We start from the raw sequence: 20,214 nt of genomic DNA on the forward strand, positions 1-20,214 counted from the left end.
CATTAGCCGAACCTTCCCGTCAGATAGTCTTCAAGCCGATTGTCCTTGGGCGTGGAGAAGAGCTCGTTGGTGGGTCCCTGCTCCACGAGCTCGCCCAGCAGGAAGAACGCGCACCGGTCGGAGACGCGCGCGGCCTGCTCCATGTTGTGCGTCACGATGATCACGCAGATGCCCCTTGAGGCCATGTCACTGATGGTGTCCTCTATGGAGAAGGTCGCGATGGGATCGAGCGCCGAGCAAGGCTCGTCCATGATCACCACGTCGGGGTCGAGGGCCAGGGCGCGAGCTATGCAGAGTCGCTGCTGCTGCCCGCCCGAGAGCGCCATGGCGGAGGCGAAGAGCTTGTCCTTCGTCTCGTCCCACAGGGCCGCGGCACGAAGGCTTCGCTCAACGAGGGCGTCGAGCTCGGAGCGAGAGGCCATGCCGTGGCGGCGCGGGGCGAAGGCGACGTTCTCGTAGATGGACTTGGGGAAGGGGTTCGGCTGCTGAAAAACCATGCCGACCTGCCTTCTCAGGGCGTAGCTGTCCACGTCGGGCGTGTTCACGTCCTGCCCGTGGTAGATGACCCTGCCCTCAATGGTGCAGCCCCTGATCTCGCGGTTCATGAGGTTCAGGCAGCGCAGGAAGGTGGACTTCCCGCAGCCCGAGGGGCCGATGAGGGCCGTGACGCTGCCCGCCGCGAAGTCGATGGAAGAGGGCTGAAGGGCCAGGTGGGTCCCGTAGGACACGCTCACGTCCCGCGCGGACAGCACCACGCCGTTGCCTGCGTCACTCATGCTGCGGTCATCCTCCTCTCGAGGGCGCGCCCGACCAGGCGTGCGATGACGTTGAAGGCCAGGATGCAGACCATCAGCACGGCAGCGGTCCCGGCGGAGACGGCCGAGAGGTCGGGCACGACGCCCTCGGAGTTGATCTTCCAGATGTGCACCGCAAGCGTCTCGGCGGGGCGCATGACATTCCAGGGGCAGCTCGTGCTCGACAGGTCGAAGTTCAGGAAGTCAAGCGTCGGGGCGGATTGGCCGGCGGTGTAGATGAGCGCGGCCGCCTCTCCGAACACCCTGCCCGCGGAGATGATCACGCCTGTCACGATGGCCGGCATGGCCACCGGGATGAGGATCATCGTCGTGGCCTCCCAGCGCGTGAGGCCCAGCGCCAGGGCGGCGTCGCGCTGGGTGCGGGGGACGGCCTCGAGCGCCTGCTGTATGACGCGCACCAGGATGGGCAGGTTGAACATCGTGAGCGCAAGCGCACCGGACAGGATGGAGAAGCCCCAGCCCGCCGAGAGCACGAAGGCGAGCATGCCGAACAGGCCCACGACGATGGAGGGAAGGCTCGAGAGGGTCTCGATGGCCGTCTTGGCGACGCGCGCGACCGGACCCTCAGGCAGGTACTGCGTGAGGAAGACCGCTGCGAGCAGGGAGATGGGCAGCGAGATGAGGAGTGTGAGCAGGAGCAGGTAGAACGAGTTGAATATCTCGGGCCCGATGCCTCCGCCCGCCTTGAACTGCTCGGGCTTGCCGCTCAGGAACGAGAGGTCGACGAGCTTGCCCGCACCCGACGCGACGACATGGCCAACCACCACGACGAGCATGACGACGATGGCGAAAACGATGGCGGCGAGCACCGCCGTTGCAGCACGATCCTTCGTGCGGGCGGCCTTGGGAGAGCGGACGCCGGTGGGGTCAGTCATTGCTGCTCCCCTTTCTGCCGACGAGGTGCACAAGCAGAATGAACGCCATCGACATGATGAGCAGGATGAGGGCGAGCGACCACAGCACGTCGTTGTAGACCGTCCCCATGGCCTCGTTGCCCATGCTCGTGGTGATGATGGACGTGAGCGTGGACGCCGGCGTGAGCAGGCTCGACGGCATCTGCGCCGCGTTGCCGATGACCATCTGCACCGCAAGGGCCTCTCCAAAGGCGCGGGCCATGCCCATGATCGTGGCTGTGAGTATCCCGGGCAGCGCCGTGGGGAGCACCACGTGGCATACGGTCTGCCAGCGAGTGCAGCCGAGGCCGTAGGACCCGTCGCGATAGGAGTCCGGCACGGCCGAGAGCGCGTCCGCCGTGAGGCTCATCATCGTGGGAAAGATCATGAGCGCCAGCACGATCGAGGAGGAGAGAATGCCATAGCCGGTCCCCCCTGCCCAGGACCTCGTCCAGGGAACCACCATGGTGAGGCCGATGACGCCGAAGACGACCGAGGGGATGCCCGTCAGGAGCTCCACGAGCGGGCGGAAGAACTTCCTGCCGAAGGTGGGGGCCACCTCCACGACGAAGATAGACGCCCCGAGGGCGAACGGCAGCGAGAAGGCGCAGGAGAGCAGCGTCACGCCGAAGGAGCCCAGCACCATGGGAAGCGCCCCCACAGTAGGCTGGCCCAGCTCGTTGCTCTGGTGTGGGTTCCACGTCCTGCCCGTGAGGAAGGAGCCAAGCGGGACCCCGTCCCTCGTGAAGGTGGCGATGCCGCGCGAGCACACCATGAAGATGAGCGTGCACACGAGCACGACCACGAGGAGCACGGCCAGACCGGAGATGAACTGGCCGCGCCGCTCGAGCCTACGCTTTGAGGTGGTCGAAAGGGCCATTGCTACGCCTTTGTCACGTTCCCCTCGGCATCCACCGCAACCCGCATGCCACTGACGGGGATGTAACCGGTCTGCTCGACGAGCGAGCCCTGCACGGCATCGGAGAGCATGTAGTCGATGAATGCCTGGGTCGCCTCGTCAGGGGCAGAGGAGGTGTACATGTGCTCGTACGCCCAGATGGTCCAGTCGTTGGTCTCGACGTTCTCGGGAGCGGGCTCGACGCCGTCTACCTTGAGGGCCTTGAGGTCGTTAGCGAAGTACGAGAAGGCAAGGTAGGAGATCGCGCCGGGCGTCTCGGTGACCATCTTGGCGACGGTGCCCGAGGAGTCCTGCTCCTGCGGTGTGAAGGTGTCGGGGACCTTGGCGCCCTTGAGCACGGCTCCCTCGAAGGTGGCACGGGTGCCCGAGCCGGAGGCGCGGTTGATGACGACGATGTCGGCGTCAGCCCCGCCGACCTGCCCCCAGTTGGTGATGGAGCCGGTGAAGATGCCCTTGAGCTGGTCGAGCGTGAGGTCGTCCACATCAACCGAGGAGTTCACGACGGGGCCCATTCCCACGACGGCGACCTTGTTGTCGGTGAGCCTCTTGGCGTCCTCCTTGTTGTCGAGCTTCGACTCGGCGAAGACGTCGGAGTTGCCGATCTGGACCGACCCCTCGTGAATCTGCGTGATGCCCTGGCCGGAGCCTCCGCCCTGGACAGTGATCTGGACGCCAGGGTTGTCCGCCATGAACTGCTCGGCCGCCGCCTCGACGAGGGGCTGCAGGGCCGTGGACCCCACCGCGACGACCGAGCCGGACAGGCGCGCGGCAGCCGGGTCAGACGGACCTGGGCGTCCACCCCCCGTCGTGCATGCCCCAAGCGCGAACAGGGCGGACAGGGCTCCGGCGGTACTGACGAACTGACGACGTGACAGATTCCTGCTCATGTGATTCCTTTCCGAGGTGCCGGGACGGGGCGGGTGCCCACGCCTTTCACGCACGACTCTAGGACCTCGAGGCAGCGCGGGGGCAGGCGGGCGCATGCCCTTACGAACGCGTTATCAGGGCTTACACGGAGCTTACAAAGCCGCGTGAGGGGGCAGGCGAGTCCCATGAGGGCCTACACTGGGGCGAAGGAACGGACCTCCTGGAAGGAACGGACATGAGCGCAGCCCCCCCACAGCCGCACTTCCCAAGCCCCTATCGCCGTCCCAGCGTGGCGCCCAGGCGCGCGCTGCGCGTCAAGACGCCCGACGGAGCCCTGATCGCCAGTTTCGCGTACGAGCCCGTCAGGCCCACCACAGCCGCCCCCCTGCTCATGCTGCACGGCAACGGAGAGGAGCATGGCATCTTTGGCCCAGTCATCGATGCCGTACTGGCGACCGGCCGAATGGTCGTCGCCATCGACTCGCGGGCGCAGGGCAAGTCGAGCCGGGGAGGTGCGCCCCTCAGCTACGAGCTCATGGCATCGGACGCCCTGGCGGCCATGGACGCGCTGGAAGTCGGGCGCTTTCACGTGATGGGATTCTCGGACGGCGGCATCGAGGCGCTGCTGCTGGCGCGCGACGAGCCAAAACGCGTGCGAAGCCTTCTGGCCATTGGCGCCAACCTCACCCCCGAGGGCGTGGTGGAGGAGGACGACTGGGACATCGCCGGAAGCGCGGGCGCGCTTTGGGCGTGGGCCGACTGGCTCGATGCGGCCGACGGGCGCGACGTGGACGCGAGCCTGCTCACCCCAGGCGCCACCGAGGCACGGACCACGGCCGAGCTGCTGAGCCTGATGCTTGCGGAACCCCACATCGAGGCGTCGTCCCTCTCGGCCGTGCGCTGTCCCTCCACGGTCCTCGTGGGCGAGCACGACTGCATCGCCCCCTGGCAGACGAAGGAGATCGTCGAGGGCCTGCGCGCGGGCGGCTCGGACGTGCGCCTGGAGGTCCTCCCCGACTGCGGCCACGGCATCCCCAAGGAGCGGCCGGAGGAGCTCTGCCGGGTGGTGCTGGAGCTCCTCTCGCGAGCGGAGCGGCCGTAGGCGCCGCAGGACGACCCCTCTGACAACAACACTGCCCCCTCTCGCAAAACCCCAGTTGCGAGAGGGAGAGACCTATTTTGCTGTCATTTAGGGCCTGTATGTGACAACAAAACGACGAAGCAGATGCGCTACCTGGGGTTTTGCTACCAAAGGCTCATCTTGTTGCCACCGAGAAGGCCTGCTCTACAAAAAAGCGCCGGACACGTGCGCCCTCTCGGATGCCCATGTGAAGATTGCAAGGTACCTCGCGAATAGTTTGCTAGGTACCTTGACATCATATTGTTAGGTACCTAGTATCCTCTCAACCAAACGTCGCAGAGGAAGGGATCTGATCCACACGGAACATGACATCAACAGGGAGCTCGACCTGGCCGCGGCCTCGGTCGAGCGACGCATCCTGCGTGGCCTTGGCTACTTCGGCCACTTCCTGCACGTCCATGCGGGAGGGCGCGGGGGCAAGCAGCACGTGCTCATAAAGCTGCTCCGCGCGGGGGGCAACCTCACCCAGCGCACCCTGCAGGAGGGCGCGAAGATCAGCTCGGCGGCCCTCTCGGAGGTGCTCTCGAAGCTCGAGTGCGAGGGGCTCATCAGACGCACCCGCTCGGAGCAGGACAAGCGCCAGCTGGACATCTCCCTCACTCCCGAGGGAAAGCAGGCCGCCATGGGCGTTGCCAGCAAGAAGATCGGCTTCGAGCGCTGCGCCTTCTCTCCCCTCTCGGACGAGGAGCGCCTCCAGCTTGCCGACATGCTCGAGAGGCTCGCGCGGCATTGGAAGGAGATCGAGGAGAGGGAGAGGGAGGCCAATGCCCGTGAGTAGCACAGACGCCGCCATCAGCGAGGGCGTCACCCCACAGCTGAGCTACCGGCAGATCGTCTCGACGCTTGCGAAGAGCGTACGGGAGTTCAAGAGGCCATCCGTCCTCACCCCGCTGCTGGTGGTGGGCGAGGTCATCGTCGAGTGCGCCATCCCATTCAGCACCGCGCAGCTCATAGACCAGCTCAACATGGGCGCCGGCATGGACGTGATCGTGCGCTACAGCCTGATCCTGGTGGCGTTGGCCCTGGTCTCCCTCGCCTGCGGCGCCGTCGCAGGCATGACCTGCTCCACCGCCGCAACGGGGTTCGCCCGCAACCTGCGCCACGACATGTTCGAGAGCATCCAGCGCTTCTCGTTCTCCAACATCGACCGCTTCTCGACCAGCTCGCTGGTGACCCGCCTCACCACGGACACCAACAACGTGCAGCAGGCCTACATGATGGTTATCCGCACGGCCATCAGGAGCCCGTTGATGATCATCTTCGCCATCATCATGGCCTTCGTCTCCGGCGGCCCCATGGCCCTCATCTTCGTGGTGGTGGCAATCTTCCTGGGATTCTTCCTGATCGGCCTGGCCGCCAAGGTCATGCCCATGTTTCGCCGCATCTTCAAGAAGTACGACCGGCTCAACGACTCCGTCGAGGAGAACGTCGAGGGCATCCGCGTGGTCAAGTCCTTCGTGCGTGAGGACTTCGAGAAGGAGAAGTTCAACGCCGCGTCTGGCAGCCTCTACCACGACTTCGTGCACGTCGAGCGCATCTTGGCCCTCAACCAGCCCGTCATGACCCTCTCCATCGACGTCATCTACGCCTTCGTCATCTACTTCGGGTCGCGGGCCATCATCTCCAGCCAGGGTGCGGCCATGAACGTGGGCCAGCTCTCGGCCCTCATCACCTACGGCTTCTCGGTGCTCATGAGCCTCATGATGCTGATGATGGTCTTCGTGATGATCACCATGTCCGAGGAGAGCGCCAGGCGCATCTGCGAGGTGCTCGTCGAGGAGCCAGACCTCAAGAACCCGGCCAACCCACTCATGGAGGTCCCCGACGGCTCCGTGGACTTCGACCACGTGGACTTCGAGTACTCCCCAAGCGCCGAGCGCATGGCCCTCTCGGACATAGACCTTCACGTCAGGAGCGGCGAGGTCATCGGCATCATCGGCGGCACCGGCTCCTCCAAGTCCACCCTCATCCAGCTCATCAGCCGCCTGTACGACGTGACGGGCGGAAGCGTGCGCGTGGGCGGCCACGACGTGCGCGAGTACGACCTGGACACCCTGCGCAACCAGGTGGCCGTGGTGCTCCAGCGCAACGTACTCTTCTCAGGCACCATCAGGGAGAACCTGCGTTGGGGAGACGAGGGGGCCACGGACGAACAGATTCGCGAGGCCTGCCGCCTGGCCCAGGCCGACGAGTTCATCGAGCGCTTCCCCGACGGCTACGACACCATGATCTCGCAGGGGGGCACCAACGTCTCCGGTGGCCAGAAGCAGCGCCTCTGCATCGCGCGTGCCCTGCTCAAGCGGCCCAAGATCCTCATCCTGGACGACTCCACCAGCGCCGTTGACACCAAGACCGACAAGCTCATCCGCGCGGGCTTCAAGAGCTTCATCCCCGAGACCACCAAGATCATCATCGCCCAGCGCACCAGCTCGGTGGAGGACGCGGACCGCATCGTGGTCATGGACGACGGCCGCATAGCCGGCATTGGAACCCACGAGGAGCTGCTGCGCACGAACGACATCTATCGCGAGACCTACACCTCCCAGAACAAGCAGTCCCACGACCAGAAGATGGTGGGTCTCGCTGCGGATGCGCAGGAGAGCGGAAGGGAGGCTGAGACACATGAGTAAGAAAGAGTCGCAGGACAGGCAGGCGCGTGGCGGGCGCGGCCACGGCCCCAAGAACCCCATGGCCGTGCTCTCGCGCGCCATCAGGCTGGTCTTCTCGTTCTACCCCGTCCACACCGTGGCCATCGTCGTCTCCATCGTCGTGTCCGCCACCCTGGCCTCGCTGCCCTCCGTCTTCATGCAGCAGGCCCTGGAGGTCATTGCCCAGCACTGGCAGAGCGGCGACTGGGCCGCGGCGGCGCCACGCATCACGCAGATCGTGGGCGGCCTCATAGCCATGTACGTCGCCGCCCTCGTCCTCATCATGATCGACACCCAGCTGAGCGCCGTAGTGACCCAGGGCACGCTCATGAAGGTCCGTAACATGATGTTCGACCACATGGAGTCGCTGCCCATACGCTACTTCGACACCAACCAGCATGGCGACATCATGTCCTACTACACCAACGACGTGGACACCCTGCGCCAGCTCATCGGCGTGGCGTTGCCCAACCTCCTCACCACCCTCATGGCCATGGTCTCGGTCATGGCCATCATGCTCTGGTACTCTGTTCCGCTTGCCCTCGTGGTGGTGGTCATGGTCGCCTTCATGGGCTTCATGACGAAGGTCCTGGGCGGCAGGAGCGCCCGCTTCTTCCTGGCCCAGCAGCGCGCCCTGGCAAAGTTAGAGGGCTTTGCCGAGGAGGCCATGGCCGGTGAGAAGGTCATCAAGGTCTTCACCCACGAGGCCAAGATGCAGGAGCAGTTCGACGAGGTGGACGAGGAGCTCTACCAGGCGGCGAGGAGCGCCAACACCTACGGCAACATCCTCATGCCCATCCTCATGAACCTGGGTAACCTCGCCTACGTGGCCGTGGCCCTCATGGGAGGCGTCTTCCTGGCCATCCACATCCCCAACCCCTCCATCTCGGGGGCGTTGCTCACCATTGACATCGTTGTACCCTTCCTCAACCTCACCAAGCGCTTCGCGGGCTCCATCGGCCAGGTTGCCCAGCAGATCAACTTCGTGGTCATGGGGTTGGCCGGCGCCGAGAGGATCTTCGCCCTCATCGACGAGAAGGGCGAGGAGGACGAGGGCTACGTGGAGCTGGTGCGCGCCAGGCGCGACTCCGAAGGCAAGCTGGCAACCACTGACGAGTACACCGGCATTTGGGCGTGGAAGCACCCCCACCACGACGGCAGCGTGAGCTACAGCGAGCTTCGGGGCGACGTGCGCCTGGAGGGCGTGGACTTCGGCTATGTGCCCGACCACCTGGTCCTTCATGACGTCTCCCTCTTTGCCAAGCCCGGTCAGAAGATCGCCTTCGTGGGCGCCACCGGTGCCGGCAAGACGACCATCACCAACCTCATCAACCGCTTCTACGACATCAACGAGGGAAAGATCCGCTACGACGGCATCAACATCGACAAGATACGCAAGGCGGACCTCAGGCGCTCCCTCGGGATAGTCCTGCAGGACGTGAACCTGTTCACGGGCACGGTCATGGACAACATCCGCTACGGCAGGCTGGACGCCACCGACGAGGAGTGCCGGGCCGCCGCGCGCCTAGCCGGTGCCGACAGCTTCATCGAACGCCTGCCCGAGGGCTACCAGACCATGCTCACGGACAATGCCACGGCCCTCTCGCAGGGCCAGAGGCAGCTCCTCTCCATTGCCCGAGCCGCCGTCGCGGACCCACCCGTCATGATCATGGACGAGGCCACGAGCTCCATTGACACGCGCACCGAGCAGATCGTGCAGCGCGGCATGGACGCCCTCATGGCGGGTCGCACCACCTTCGTGATCGCCCACCGCCTCTCCACGGTGCGCAACTCCGACGTGATTGTGGTGCTTGACCACGGCCGCATCATCGAGCGCGGCACGCACGACGATCTCATCGCCCAGAGGGGCACCTACTACCAGCTCTACACGGGCGCCTTCGAGCTGGAGTAGGAAGGCCCCGACGACCGGCAGCAAGAAGGGCGCCTCGCGGGCATGTGCGAGGCGCCCTTCTTCATGGCCCATCCCTCACGGCGCGTCCTAGGCCCTCCTGCGCAGGAGGACGGATGAGCCGAGAGACGCGAGCGCCAGGCCGAGCAGGGCCGCGACGCCATGCGTCACCCCAAGGTCACCCGTGCGTGGAATGCTGGCAGGCGGGGTTGGCGGAGCGGGAGGCACGGGGGGCTCTATCTCGTTCACGACGGAAAGCGCCAGGCTCCCCCTTCGCTCGTCACGGGAGAAGGTCAGCCTGCGAGAGTCATCGATCCCCTCGGCCTCAGGCGCCTCCTCCCCCTCGGCAAGCTCGACGGCCCAGTAGGAGTAGTCGTTGCCGTTCGCGTCGGCAACGGGGAGATCCTTGAGCTCGGCGGTCCAACCCGCATCCCTCCTGACCTCGAGGAGACCCACCTTCTCGCTCGAGGCGCCGGCGGTGCGGTATATGCCAAGGCGAATCATATCGGCCGTGACGGCCTGCTCGTCAGCTGGCTCGCCGCTGCCCCTGTAGACCCAGGACTTGGTGACATCCAGACTCACGACCCTGTTCTCCAGGGAGGCGGCAAGGTGGTTCGCCTCGCCCGTCACCTCGAGCCTCGTGGTCGAGGCGACTATCGCCTCGCCCTTTTCGTCAAGCTCCACGACCTTGTACGAGATGGGCTCTCCGGCAGGATCCACGGTGGGAAGGTCCACCACCTTTGCCTTCCACCCGTTCTGGGCGGATATGGTGAAGCGCCTGATGAGGTAGTCCTTGTCCTGGTAGCTCACGACGACGCCCGCGTTAACCTCCGTCTTGGTCAGCCCAGCAAGGTCCAGGTCATCGCCCGTGAGGCCGTTCTTCCACCGCTTGGTCACCTCGAGCTCGAAGGTCTCGGGCTCGCCGATGGCGATGCCGCCGTTCGATCCGATGCCACCCCCCACAAAGCTCGAGCTGTTCTGGTGGATGCGAAGCGTGGCCATGGCACGAGCAAGCTCGGCGCCATCGTCCGCGGCAACGCTATGAAGGCCGGAGTTGGTGATGGTGTCCTCCTCGCCTCCTTTGAGCACCACGCGCTCGCCCGGGCTGTCAGGGTCGAAGCGGGAGCCGCCAGGGGCCTTGACGCCGCCATCCCAGAAGTAGGAGACCTCCCCGCCGCCCAAGACGTGATCGGAGAGGAACACGGGGAACGAGCCGACGCCTCCATATTCGAGGTGAGCTATGTCATCGCCGTGACGGCCCGCCTGGCCGCCCTCGATGATGGCGCCATGGGTGACATTGAGGGTGAGCTTGCCCGTGGGGCAGACCCAGATGCCGCCGCCAGCCACGTCCGCGGCGTTTTCGTGCACGGACATGTCATGGAAGTGAGCGGTGTAGGTCTTCGTGGCAACGTAGACGCCGCCGCCCATCATGTCCGCATGGTTCTCCCTGATGTCTCCCCCATAGAGCCGGACCGCGTTGGAGACCACGTTCACGCCGCCGCCCGTGCGCGACGAGCTGTTGCGGGCTATGGTTCCGCCATGCATGGTGAAGCCACCCGGTTGGTATCTGCTGTACTCCTCGGGGGAAAGCCCGCTTTTGCCCCCCTCGCCATCAATCTCTGCCCAACTCCTGGCGGCACCCCATTTGTACAGGTCCATGGCACAGACGCCACCGCCGCAGGGAGCCGTGTTGTCTGTGATCTCCCCGCCATGCATGGTGAGCTCGGCGTTGCCGAAGACGAGGACGCCACCGCCTCCGAAGCCAGACTCGTTGCTCTTGATGCTGCCTCCCCAGAGCTCGACCGTGGAGCGCGTGGAGGTCATGTCGTTGCCAGAGGCTGCCGCGGCCTTGACGTCGCTTCCGTCAGCCCACGTATACGCCACCACGCCGCCGCCGAAGCCGGCGTTGTCGCTGATGTCGCCGCCCTTCATGACGAAGTGGCCGCCCTCGTAGACGCCAACGCCGCCCGCCTCGCCATAGGAATTGCCCGAGACCTCACTTCCGCGGCCCTCGGTGATGGAGCCTCCGTTCATGATGAAGGTGGCCCCCTTGGCAACGGCGACGTTGCCAGCGCCGCGCTGGACATAGCTGGGGTCTTGCTTGCGATGGTTGTCCGTTATCAGGCCGCCGTTCATGGTGAGGATGGCGTCGGCGCCAGTCACGGTGACCGCGCCTTGGAAGAACTCTGTCATCCCGCGCGTGCCCGAGATGGTGGCATCCTGGATGGTGAGCTCTCCCTGCACCAGGACCGTAGGCGCGTTGCTGGCAATGTTGCCCTGCCCCACCTGGCCACGGCTCCTTATCTCAAGCCGACCCCCCTCGCCGCTCTTGTCAAGCGTGAGCTTGGCCCCCTTTGCCACCTTGACAAGGGTGCCCTCGTAGCCGTCCTCGCGCACGAGGGCGGACTGGGTCTCGAAGCCCTCGCGACTGGCGTTGACGATCTCGATGTCGGCACCCTCGGGAATGACCAGGGGCCTCGTGAGCATTGTGTCGCTCCACGAGAGCACGATGCGCGTTGGCGTGGAGCCGGCCTCGTCGATGGTGCGCTGAAGGTCATCCTCGGAGCCGTTGAAGAAGCCGGAGACCTCTGACATGTCCACGACCCGCCTGCTGTCGGCCCAGGCGGTGCGGGAGAATGCGATCGTGGAGCACAGCAGGCAGAGCATGGCGCCAAGCACCACCAAGGGCCTGGGTGAGCGCCTGTAACGGGACATGTGGTCCTCCTTGTTGCGTGTCTGGAAAGTCATTCCCAGGAAACATGGCATGAGCTGGGCACTATACTACTATACCAAAAAGTTAACAAAGTGCTACAACATATCTGAACAACATCTGCTAGGCCATTTTCTTGCAAGCGGTCATAAAGGGAGGGCTAGCGGCAGCCCTCCCTCGCGAGGGGCACAGTCGCTATCATGTGGGCCCATTGCCACATAGAAGATTGAATGAGAGACGAGGGCTATCATGATCTCCCAGCTCAGCAGACGCTCGTTCTTCCGCATCGCAGGAGCGCTGGGGACGACCCTTGCCCTGGGGGCGTGCTCAAAAGGAGGTAGCGACGTCGCAGCTCCCCCGAAGGACGCACCCGACACGTCAGGAACCCTCATGGAGCCGCTTGACAACGGCTACTCCTCGGGGCTGCACCATGCAGTCATCGAGGTGGAAGGCTATGGCAGGCTTGAGCTGGAGCTCTACGCGGACAACACGCCCATCACGGTGAGCAACTTCGCCGACCTGGTGGAGAGCGGCTTCTACGACGGGCTCACCTTCCACCGCATCATCAAGGGCTTCATGGTCCAGGGCGGAGACCCGAAGGGCGACGGGACAGGTGGCTCCAAGAGGTGCATCAAGGGCGAGTTCTCGGCAAACGGCGTGGTCAACGCCATCCAGCATAAGCGCGGCGTCATCTCCATGGCGCGCAGCCAGGACATGAACTCAGCCAGCTCGCAGTTCTTCATCATGCACGCGGACTACCCCTCGCTGGACGGGCAGTACGCCGCGTTCGGCAGGGTGACGAGCGGTATCGAGGTCATCGATGCCCTGGTGGAGACCCCCGTGCAGGACTCGAACGGCACGGTGTCCCCCGCAGACCAGCCCAAGATCGTCTCCCTCAAGATGGTGGACTAGGGATGATCGAGACCGAGCGGCTGGCGCTGCGCCCCTGGCAGGAGGAGGACGTCGAGGCGCTCTTTCGCCACGCCAGCCATCCGCACGTTGGCCCCGCCGCCGGCTGGCCTGCGCATCAGGACATGGAGGAGAGCCGCCATGTCCTGCACGAGCTGCTCATGGTTGACGAGACCTACGCCATCACCGCACAAGCGACGCTTGCCAACGAGCTGGGCGTGCCCGCTGGAGAGGCCCTCGGCTCCGTCTCCCTCAAGCGAGGGGAGGCATCCAAGGGCTTCGTGGGGGCAGACGAGGCGGAGCTGGGCTTTTGGCTGGCGCGGCCCGCCTGGGGGCGCAGCATCATGCCCGAGGCCTGCGAGGCGCTGCTCGAGCATGCCTTCGTCGATCTGGGCCTTCGGGCCGTCTGGGCCGCGAGCTTCTCGGACAACCTCCAGAGCCAGAGGGTCCAGGAGAAGCTGGGGATGCGAGACCATCACAGGCAGGAGGGCGTCTACCTCCGCCTGCTCGACACGACGGTGGACGAGCGCGTGATGCGCATCACGCGCTCGGAGTGGCTCCGGCGGCGCTAGCCCCCCAGCGGCCAGCGGCCTGACCACTCTCGCCCCCCAGCCTGGTCCCTCTCGCGGCATAAGCCCGCAAGAAAAGCTTTTCCTGCGTGGTCTTCACAACTCAACTGGGCGTTTGCGAGAAGCCCCCGCAGAAAACTATTTTCTGCGGGGGCTCGCTCAATTCCTGGGGCCCGGACCTACTCGGCGGCACGGGCGCGGTCCAAGGCGTCGGTGGCAACGATGACGGCAAACAGCTCGTCAGGCGTCACGTCGCCGGCAAGGTTGTGGATGGTCTCACCTGGCACGCACGCCGCCTCGGCAATCTTGCGGATGTCGTCCTCGCCGCTCACGCCCAGCTCGGCCAGGGTGGTGGGCAGGCCAACCTCCAGACAATAGCTCTGGACGTCCTCGAACTCCTCCTGGGAGACGCCCTCCAACACCAGCTGGACCAGCGTGCCGAAGGCCACGCAGCAGCCATGGGGGGCGCTATGGCCGCCCAGGGAGGTCAGGCCGTTGTAGAAGGAGTGGTCGGCGGCGCAGTTCACGTTGTCCGCACCAACTCCGGACAAGTACACACAGGCCTCGACGATGTTCTCGAGGGCGGGGGTGACCACGTGGTTCTCGCAGGCGGCGATGGCCTGGGAGCTGTAGTCGCGCAGGGTCTCGTAGCAGAGCTCGGCAAGGGCCATGCCGGCACGGGTGATGCCGGTGCCCTCGAGACTGGGAGACTCGGTGCGGATGGAGGCACGACCCTCGAAGTAGGTGCCCAGGGCGTCGCCCATACCGGCAACCAGGAAGCGCACGGGCGCGTTGGCGATCACCTGAGTGTCAACCATGACCGCCGCGGGGTTCTCGGGATAGAAGAGGTACTTGTCGAAACTGCCGTCGTCGTTGTAGATGACCGAGAGGCCCGTGCAGGGGGCGTCGGTGGCGGCGACGGTGGGGATGATGACGACCTTCCTGCCAGAGTAGTGGGCCGTTGCCTTGGCGGTGTCCACGGCAGACCCGCCACCGATGGCAACCACGGCGTCGATCTTGTCCTACTCGACGATGGACTGCATCTTGGCGATCTCGCCGTTGCTTGAGATGCCACCGAAGATCTCGTAGCGACGATAACTGTCGGAGCCAGCGAAGCTCTGCTCGATCTGGTCATGGCAGGCCTTGTAGCCGCTGTTTGAGCACACGAAGAGTCAGCGCTTGCCCATGTAGCCCATCTCCTCCTCAAACTTGAGAAGGGCACCCTTTCCCTGGACGTACTTCAGGGACTCGCGCATTGCACGAAGAAGCTTCATGTCTGTTCCTCTCCTAGACATGCGGATGATGTGGCCGGCAGCAGGCTGCGGTCTCATTCACCTTAGGACAGTGGACATTCAGGTTTTCTCATGATTTGGAAATGATAGGAATGATTTATTCATTCGAAAAATCTTGCGATCCACTTGCTCCCACTGCTCGGACGAGAAAGATAACTTACGTACGTAACATTGTTTTGCTATACTCGAAAGCGCAGGAAACAGGTCTTGGCGTCGTGGCAGCAGACTGCGGCACGAAAACGAGGGGGAGCAATGGCCCGCATCTTCATCAGTCCCAGCAAGTACGTCCAGGGTCCCGGCGAGTTGGCCAAGTTGGGAGAATACGTCGTCTCCTACGGCAAGAAGGCCCTCGTGGTCATATCCGCTGGCGGCATCAAGCGCTTCGGCGGCGTGCTCGAGGAGAGCTTCAAGGCTGCCAGCCTGGACTTCCAGTACGACAACTTCAACGGGGAGTGCTCGCAGGACGAGATCGACCGCCTCGTGGAGGTCTACCGCTCCTCCGACACCGACGTCGTCGTGGGCGTGGGCGGTGGCAAGATCTTCGACACCGCCAAGGCTGTTGCCAGCAACGTTGACGCACCCGTGGTTATTGTCCCCACCATCGCCGCCACGGACGCGCCCTGCTCGGCGCTCTCCGTCATCTACACCCCCGAGGGCCAGTTCAAGGAGTACCAGTTCTTCAAGGCCAACCCCAACCTGGTGCTCATGGACACCGAGATCATCTCCAAGAGCCCCGTGCGCCTGTCCGTCTCCGGCATGGGGGATGCGCTGGCAACCTACTTCGAGGGCCGCGCCTGCACCCGCTCTGATGCCGGCACCTGCGCAGGCGGCAAGTCAACCGGAGCGGCCAACGCGCTGGCCAAGCTCTGCTACGAGACTCTCATGGCCGAGGGTGCCAAGGCCAAGCTCGCGCTCGAGGCAGGCGTCTGCACCGAGTCCGTCGAGAAGGTCATCGAGGCCAACACCCTGCTCTCTGGCCTGGGCTTCGAGTCCGCAGGCCTTGCCGGCGCGCACGCCATCCACAACGGCCTAACCGCCATGCCCGAGACCCACGTCCTCTACCACGGCGAGAAGGTCGCCTTCGGCACCCTGGTTCAGCTCGTTCTGGAGAATGCCGATGAGATCTACGAGGTCCTGGACTTCTGCGTTGAGGTGGGCCTTCCCGTTACCTTCGAGCAGCTGGGCGTGAAGGATGCGAGCTACGAGCGCGTCCTCGAGGTTGCCAAGCTTGCCTGCGCCGAGAACGACACCCTGCATAACATGCCCTTCGAGGTGACGCCCGAGAAGGTTGCCGCGGCCATGCTGGCCGCGGACGCCTACGGCCGCGAGGCCCTTGCCGAGTAGGCGCTCCTCCCGCAACGGAACGTCACAACACGGGGTGCCTGCCGAAGAGTCGCAGGCACCCTTTTTCATCGCCAAACCAGACGGAAACTTGCCAACGGAAGCTACGCTAAGTGGTTTTTCTTACGGCAAAACACAGGAATAGGGATGGACTACAAATACGCATCCCATGCATGCCGCTTCCGTTAGATCGTCAAGCCACTCGCCGTGGGAACGCGCCCCATCTGCGTCTAGTCAGCCAAGGACTACGGCGGCCACGTCAACATCTCCCGCGTCAAGCGGGGCGTTGACACGGGCCATAGGGACGGCCGCGGCTTCCCGCCGCATGCTGCGCCTCTAGAGCCGCTCCAATGCACGACCCTAGAGACGAGAGGAGAACTGGGCCATGGCGTCCTTGAGCTTGCTCACATGCTCTTCCTTGACCAGGGCGAGGTACGTTGGCGACATTGACTCGAGGTAGGCGGCGTCGAACGTGCCCTCATCCTGGCGGGCGAAACCCTCGGCCAGGACCCTCTCGGCCTCGTCCCTCCTGTCCTCTCGCACCATGGACATCACATAGCCGCGAAACATCTTCTGCCGGAAGTTCATCCTGCCTCCCCGCCCTCTCGACTTGGTTAGTGGCCCCATTATTCCCAAAATCCGACGAGGGTCACGCCTTCACAGGTGCCGTCCGTCTCTTCACCCCACCGGTCGCGCCGTCCCTTAGCCTATCCCCTCCGTCAGTTAACCGAATTTTTTCTGAAAAAATGCCACAGGAAATTTTTTCCTGTGGCGTCTGTGCTTGGCGCATACTGGCGGAACTGTAATCCGGCAAAACCTACTCGGCGTCGGCACCGCCCATGAGGTTCTTGCCCAGCTCGCTCACGGCGCCCAATACGGCCTGCGCGGTGCCCACGACCTCGTCCATGCCAACCTGACCGTCGCCGTTGGCGTCAAGACCCTCCTTTACCGCACCGGCTGCCTCCTGGGCTGCGGACGCAACCTCACCCGTGCGGCTCTTCAGGGCATCGAAAACCTCGTCAGCACCAAGCTGGCCGTCGCCGTTGGCGTCGAGCACCTCGGTGGCCTTCTGGGCAAGCTTCTGGGCCTCGTTCATAAGATCCATGGGACTCCCCTCCGTTTGGGGGTTGACGTTACTTTCTTGTACCCCTTGGGGCCCAAGGAATGTAGTGGAAAATGACTCCCACGACGGACGGAGAATCGGTCGCCCTTGCGGGTCCGGCGACTCCGCTCACCGTAATTAGGCTTGGCAAACAAATGTCCACCCGTACGCTCTATATTGTTAGTTAATACAAACATATGGGAGCCGACGGATGAGATACCTGTACATTGGCGTGGGTTGCGTGGCGTTTGTCCTGGGTAGCGTGGGCGTGGTGGTGCCCGTCTTGCCCAGCATCCCGTTCTATCTGGTCACCGCATATTGCTTCTCGAGAAGCTCCCGTCGCCTGCATGACTGGTTCTGCGGAACACGCCTGTACAAGGACGAGCTGGAGAGCTACGTGCAGAAGAAGGGCATGCAGAGGCGCACCAAGCTTCGCATCCTGGGCATGGTGAGCCTGCTCATGGGAGTGGGATTCCTGCTCATGCACTCGTTCTGGGGTCGGCTTGCCCTGGCAGCGGTGTGGTTGGGCCATGTGATCTACTTCGTGTTCGTGGTCAAGGAGCCTCCCGAGGAGTAGGGCACCGCGCCTTCGCGTGGCCCTACTCCACAAGAGAGCACTCCACTGTAGAGCAAGGCCACGTTTGCGCAGGTCAGGAACAACCACTCTACAAGCGAAGGCTCTGCCGTAGAGCAGCGGGGCCGAGCGAACCATGGAGGACGGACATATGTGATGGCCCCAGGACGCCTGGGACGTGCTGGACGCGGCCCTGGCGGCCCAGCGGCAGGCGGTGGCCCGCGCCCTCGGCAGGGTGGACGAGGCGGCGCAGGGGCGCGGCGGCTGGCCGGGCCACGTGACGCTGCCCTACTGGACGAACCAGGCCGCCTACGACGAGGGGCACGTGCCCGCTGACGGCGGGGACTGGCGCATGGCCAACGCAAACAGCCGCCTCGTGGCCTTCGCCCTGCACGAGAGGGGCATCGCGGTCGAGTGGGCTGATGGCCCGACCGTCCCGAGGGCTGAATCCATGGGCACCGACTAGGGCCTGGAGACCACAGGCCCGGATACGGACTCTCAACAAGCCATCTACCTGCACATAGTTTTGGAGCAGTGCCGTTCTGACTGGTAATCCAACGCCCGATTGGAGAGCGTATGGAAGACGCAAAGCAAGTCATCCTAACGGTCATTGGCTTCCTCATCGCCGAGGTCATCGTCCGCGTCATCGACAAGCTGAGGAGGCGCTAGATGGCCGTGTCAGACGCACAGAGACGGGCCAGCGAGAGGTACCGCAGGGAGAGCGTGAGGCAGATAACCACGCGCTTCTACCCGGCGGAGGCCGACCTCTGGGAGTGGCTGTCTGCCCAGCCCAACAAGCAGGGCTACGTCAAGCAGCTCATCCGCGAGGACATGGGGCGCAGAGGCTAGCGCAGGGCGTCCATCGGGGAGCCGTGGTTCTGTTTTGGAGCAGTGCCGTTCTGACTGGTAATCCAACACTCTTGGACTGAGCCTTGCCCTCGCCAGTTGTACCTGGCGGGGGCGCTTGCCCTTACTTGTAGCGTGCGCCACAATGCGAGACAGGCGGACGGATTGGTCCCGTCCCCGAACCCTAACTAGTTGTTAGGCTTCTTTTAAAGCTTCTGCGCTACTCGCGCGGGGGCTTTTTTGCTTTTCTCACCTCCTCCAACAGTCGGAGGATTGAGAGGGCGAGCTGGATTGTCGTTGGATTACCAGTCAGAACGGCACTGCTCCAAAACAAGGGGTCAGAGGCGATGGTCTCGGGCTTCTTGAGACCAGGCATGCGCCCCACCTCCCATCGACATGAAAAAGCCGCCCCGAGGGACGGCTCAGATTGCCACAATATCCAAAACGCGACAGTTACAGATGAAGGGCAAACTGCTGGCCCTCAAGGGCCGCATAGAACTCCTCGTATGACTTGTGCACTTCGTCCGGGACGTCATCGCGCAGGTGATAGCCACGGCCGTCATCGAACATGCACGACTCAAGCCCCTCGTCAGCAGGGGTGACGTACCAGTCGTGGTCCTTCATGAACAGGGGTTCGTCCAGGGTCATCTTGCACCTCCTACAGCTTCCTTGACCTCAGGTAGTCCCTCATGGCCTTCCCATACGCATTCGGGTTTCGTTGGATTACCAGTCAGAACGGCACTGCAAGTCAAAATACGGCCCTCAGCCACACCTGCCCTCCTCGCGGAGGGCGCCGCGTAGGCGGCTTCTTGATTGTTGTGACCATCCTCGGATGCTTCCGGGGATGGTCCTTTTTCTTTCTTTAAGCTAGCACTGGCTGTGGACAAAAATGATGCGACATCGCCCGAAGCAAGGATATGCTCGGCAAAGCTGCGCGCAAGGCTTCTTCCCCCGGTAACGTAGTGTCGTTCCCCTCACCGAAGGCAAGCTACACTCGCCCCCATGCTCCCGCAGCTCTACTAGAGAGCACTCCGCCGTAGAGCAAGGCCGCATTTGCGCAGGTAAGGGAAAACTGCTCTACAAGAGAGCATCCTCCTGTAGAGCAGCGGGACCGAGAGCCTACTGCCCCAGAAGCCGCTCCAGGTTGCGGCGGAAGCGCTTGCGGTCCTCTCCTGTGAAGGCCGCAGGCCCCTTGGTGCGCCCGCCGGCGCGCCTGACCTTCTTCTCCTCGTGACGTATGAAGAGCTCCATGTCGATGGTCGCCCGGTCGAAGACGCGGCCTCGCACTCCGATGGCCGCGCAGCCTCTGCCCAGGACCATGGCCGCAAGGCCGATGTCCTGCGTCACCACCACATCGCCAGCCTCCAGCCGCTCCGTTATGGCGAAGTCCGCGCTGTCTGCCCCCACCGACACGGCCAGGACGTCCACCCAGAAGCCATGCCGGGCCTCCGCCGCATCCCGCGGGTCGTCGCGGCGGATGTGGCGCTCCAGGTTCTGCGTGCTGTTGCCCGCAATGGTCACCGGCACGCCCAGGCGCCGCGCCACGGCAAGGGCGTCCGCGGTCACGGGGCAGGCGTCGGCATCTATGTGCAGCATGGGCATGGCCTTCCTCGGAACACCGGATGTCATCGCTGGCTTCCCATCCTAGCCGTTCGCCGGCATGAAAAGGCCCCGCCCGG

The 20,214-nt window shown here is 64.1% G+C and carries 22 protein-coding genes; 10 read left to right on the forward strand and 12 right to left on the reverse strand.

Going from position 1 to position 20,214, the window contains the following annotated elements:
- Window positions 1–2: 2 nt before the first annotated feature.
- Genes pstB through CZ375_RS04735 form a run of 4 tightly spaced genes read right to left on the reverse strand, consistent with a single transcriptional unit; the run spans window position 3 to window position 3,514 of the window.
- On the reverse strand, window positions 3–776 hold the full coding sequence (gene pstB / locus CZ375_RS04720; RefSeq protein ID WP_077598130.1) for a phosphate ABC transporter ATP-binding protein PstB: 774 nt from the start codon (window positions 774–776) through the stop codon (window positions 3–5).
- Entirely contained in the window at window positions 773–1,690 is a 918-nt protein-coding gene (gene pstA, locus CZ375_RS04725) for a phosphate ABC transporter permease PstA (RefSeq protein WP_077598131.1), read from the reverse strand. Before pstA ends, pstB begins: the two co-directional genes overlap by 4 nt.
- On the reverse strand, window positions 1,683–2,588 hold the full coding sequence (pstC, locus tag CZ375_RS04730) for a phosphate ABC transporter permease subunit PstC (RefSeq protein ID WP_077598132.1): 906 nt from the start codon (window positions 2,586–2,588) through the stop codon (window positions 1,683–1,685). The genes pstA and pstC overlap by 8 nt, the downstream gene beginning before the upstream one ends.
- Window positions 2,589–2,590: 2 nt before the next feature.
- Window positions 2,591–3,514, reverse strand: a complete 924-nt coding sequence (locus CZ375_RS04735; RefSeq protein ID WP_077598133.1) for a phosphate ABC transporter substrate-binding protein PstS family protein — start codon at window positions 3,512–3,514, stop codon at window positions 2,591–2,593.
- Window positions 3,515–3,729: 215 nt separating this feature from the next.
- On the opposite strand from CZ375_RS04735, the gene CZ375_RS04740 reads away from it, so the two are divergent.
- From CZ375_RS04740 to CZ375_RS04755, 4 genes are all read left to right on the forward strand, one after another.
- The gene (locus CZ375_RS04740; RefSeq protein WP_077598134.1) at window positions 3,730–4,596 is read left to right on the forward strand and encodes an alpha/beta fold hydrolase; all 867 of its coding nucleotides are present in this window, start codon (window positions 3,730–3,732) and stop codon (window positions 4,594–4,596) included.
- A 466-nt stretch (window positions 4,597–5,062) separates the two neighbouring features.
- Entirely contained in the window at window positions 5,063–5,413 is a 351-nt protein-coding gene (locus CZ375_RS04745) for a MarR family winged helix-turn-helix transcriptional regulator (RefSeq protein WP_234966865.1), read from the forward strand.
- Window positions 5,406–7,265, forward strand: coding sequence for an ABC transporter ATP-binding protein (locus CZ375_RS04750; protein WP_234966867.1), 1,860 nt, complete (start codon window positions 5,406–5,408; stop codon window positions 7,263–7,265). Before CZ375_RS04745 ends, CZ375_RS04750 begins: the two co-directional genes overlap by 8 nt.
- Entirely contained in the window at window positions 7,258–9,195 is a 1,938-nt protein-coding gene (locus tag CZ375_RS04755) for an ABC transporter ATP-binding protein (RefSeq protein WP_077598136.1), read from the forward strand. The genes CZ375_RS04750 and CZ375_RS04755 overlap by 8 nt, the downstream gene beginning before the upstream one ends.
- A gap of 87 nt (window positions 9,196–9,282) precedes the next feature.
- Here the strand turns inward: CZ375_RS04755 and CZ375_RS04760 are convergent, their stop codons facing one another.
- Window positions 9,283–11,907, reverse strand: a complete 2,625-nt coding sequence (locus tag CZ375_RS04760; RefSeq protein WP_077598137.1) for a Cna B-type domain-containing protein — start codon at window positions 11,905–11,907, stop codon at window positions 9,283–9,285.
- 244 nt (window positions 11,908–12,151) lie between these two features.
- Here CZ375_RS04760 and CZ375_RS04765 point away from each other — a divergent pair, with 244 nt between their 5' ends.
- Both CZ375_RS04765 and CZ375_RS04770 read left to right on the forward strand, forming a co-directional pair.
- On the forward strand, window positions 12,152–12,814 hold the full coding sequence (locus tag CZ375_RS04765) for a peptidylprolyl isomerase (RefSeq protein ID WP_077598138.1): 663 nt from the start codon (window positions 12,152–12,154) through the stop codon (window positions 12,812–12,814).
- A gap of 2 nt (window positions 12,815–12,816) precedes the next feature.
- Window positions 12,817–13,383 (forward strand): GNAT family N-acetyltransferase, encoded by a 567-nt coding sequence (locus tag CZ375_RS04770; protein WP_077598139.1) that lies wholly within the window; start codon window positions 12,817–12,819, stop codon window positions 13,381–13,383.
- Between the two features lie 176 nt (window positions 13,384–13,559).
- Here CZ375_RS04770 and CZ375_RS04775 read toward each other — a convergent pair whose 3' ends face one another.
- Window positions 13,560–14,387, reverse strand: coding sequence for a glycerol dehydrogenase (locus tag CZ375_RS04775; protein ID WP_234966869.1), 828 nt, complete (start codon window positions 14,385–14,387; stop codon window positions 13,560–13,562).
- A gap of 15 nt (window positions 14,388–14,402) precedes the next feature.
- Entirely contained in the window at window positions 14,403–14,546 is a 144-nt protein-coding gene (locus CZ375_RS08405; RefSeq protein WP_234966875.1) for a hypothetical protein, read from the reverse strand.
- A gap of 378 nt (window positions 14,547–14,924) precedes the next feature.
- Between CZ375_RS08405 and CZ375_RS04780 the strand changes: the two genes are divergently transcribed.
- A complete protein-coding gene (locus CZ375_RS04780) occupies window positions 14,925–16,016 on the forward strand; it encodes a glycerol dehydrogenase (RefSeq protein ID WP_077598140.1) in 1,092 nt (363 codons plus the stop codon).
- A 357-nt stretch (window positions 16,017–16,373) separates the two neighbouring features.
- On the opposite strand, the gene CZ375_RS04785 is transcribed toward CZ375_RS04780, so the two are convergent.
- Together CZ375_RS04785 and CZ375_RS04790 are read right to left on the reverse strand one after the other, a co-directional pair.
- Complete coding sequence (locus CZ375_RS04785; protein ID WP_077598141.1) at window positions 16,374–16,601, reverse strand: hypothetical protein; 228 nt, start codon at window positions 16,599–16,601, stop codon at window positions 16,374–16,376.
- A 229-nt stretch (window positions 16,602–16,830) separates the two neighbouring features.
- Complete coding sequence (locus tag CZ375_RS04790; RefSeq protein WP_077598142.1) at window positions 16,831–17,118, reverse strand: EF-hand domain-containing protein; 288 nt, start codon at window positions 17,116–17,118, stop codon at window positions 16,831–16,833.
- Between the two features lie 208 nt (window positions 17,119–17,326).
- Between CZ375_RS04790 and CZ375_RS04795 the strand changes: the two genes are divergently transcribed.
- From CZ375_RS04795 to CZ375_RS04805, 3 genes are all read left to right on the forward strand, one after another.
- Window positions 17,327–17,692, forward strand: a complete 366-nt coding sequence (locus tag CZ375_RS04795) for a YbaN family protein (protein ID WP_077598143.1) — start codon at window positions 17,327–17,329, stop codon at window positions 17,690–17,692.
- A gap of 175 nt (window positions 17,693–17,867) precedes the next feature.
- Window positions 17,868–18,155: a hypothetical protein gene (locus tag CZ375_RS08240; protein ID WP_097677382.1), complete on the forward strand. Its 288-nt coding sequence runs from the start codon at window positions 17,868–17,870 to the stop codon at window positions 18,153–18,155.
- Window positions 18,156–18,358: 203 nt separating this feature from the next.
- Complete coding sequence (locus tag CZ375_RS04805; RefSeq protein ID WP_077598145.1) at window positions 18,359–18,538, forward strand: hypothetical protein; 180 nt, start codon at window positions 18,359–18,361, stop codon at window positions 18,536–18,538.
- A gap of 217 nt (window positions 18,539–18,755) precedes the next feature.
- Here CZ375_RS04805 and CZ375_RS08245 read toward each other — a convergent pair whose 3' ends face one another.
- From CZ375_RS08245 to CZ375_RS04815, 3 genes are all read right to left on the reverse strand, one after another.
- Window positions 18,756–18,911, reverse strand: a complete 156-nt coding sequence (locus tag CZ375_RS08245) for a hypothetical protein (protein WP_159438370.1) — start codon at window positions 18,909–18,911, stop codon at window positions 18,756–18,758.
- Window positions 18,912–18,988: 77 nt separating this feature from the next.
- Window positions 18,989–19,183 (reverse strand): hypothetical protein, encoded by a 195-nt coding sequence (locus CZ375_RS04810; protein WP_077598146.1) that lies wholly within the window; start codon window positions 19,181–19,183, stop codon window positions 18,989–18,991.
- Window positions 19,184–19,654: 471 nt separating this feature from the next.
- On the reverse strand, window positions 19,655–20,137 hold the full coding sequence (locus CZ375_RS04815) for a YaiI/YqxD family protein (protein ID WP_077598147.1): 483 nt from the start codon (window positions 20,135–20,137) through the stop codon (window positions 19,655–19,657).
- Window positions 20,138–20,214: the final 77 nt, after the last annotated feature.

The sequence above is a fragment of the Olsenella urininfantis genome, from assembly GCF_900155635.1.
Taxonomy (GTDB): Bacteria; Actinomycetota; Coriobacteriia; order Coriobacteriales; family Atopobiaceae; genus Olsenella_G; species Olsenella_G urininfantis.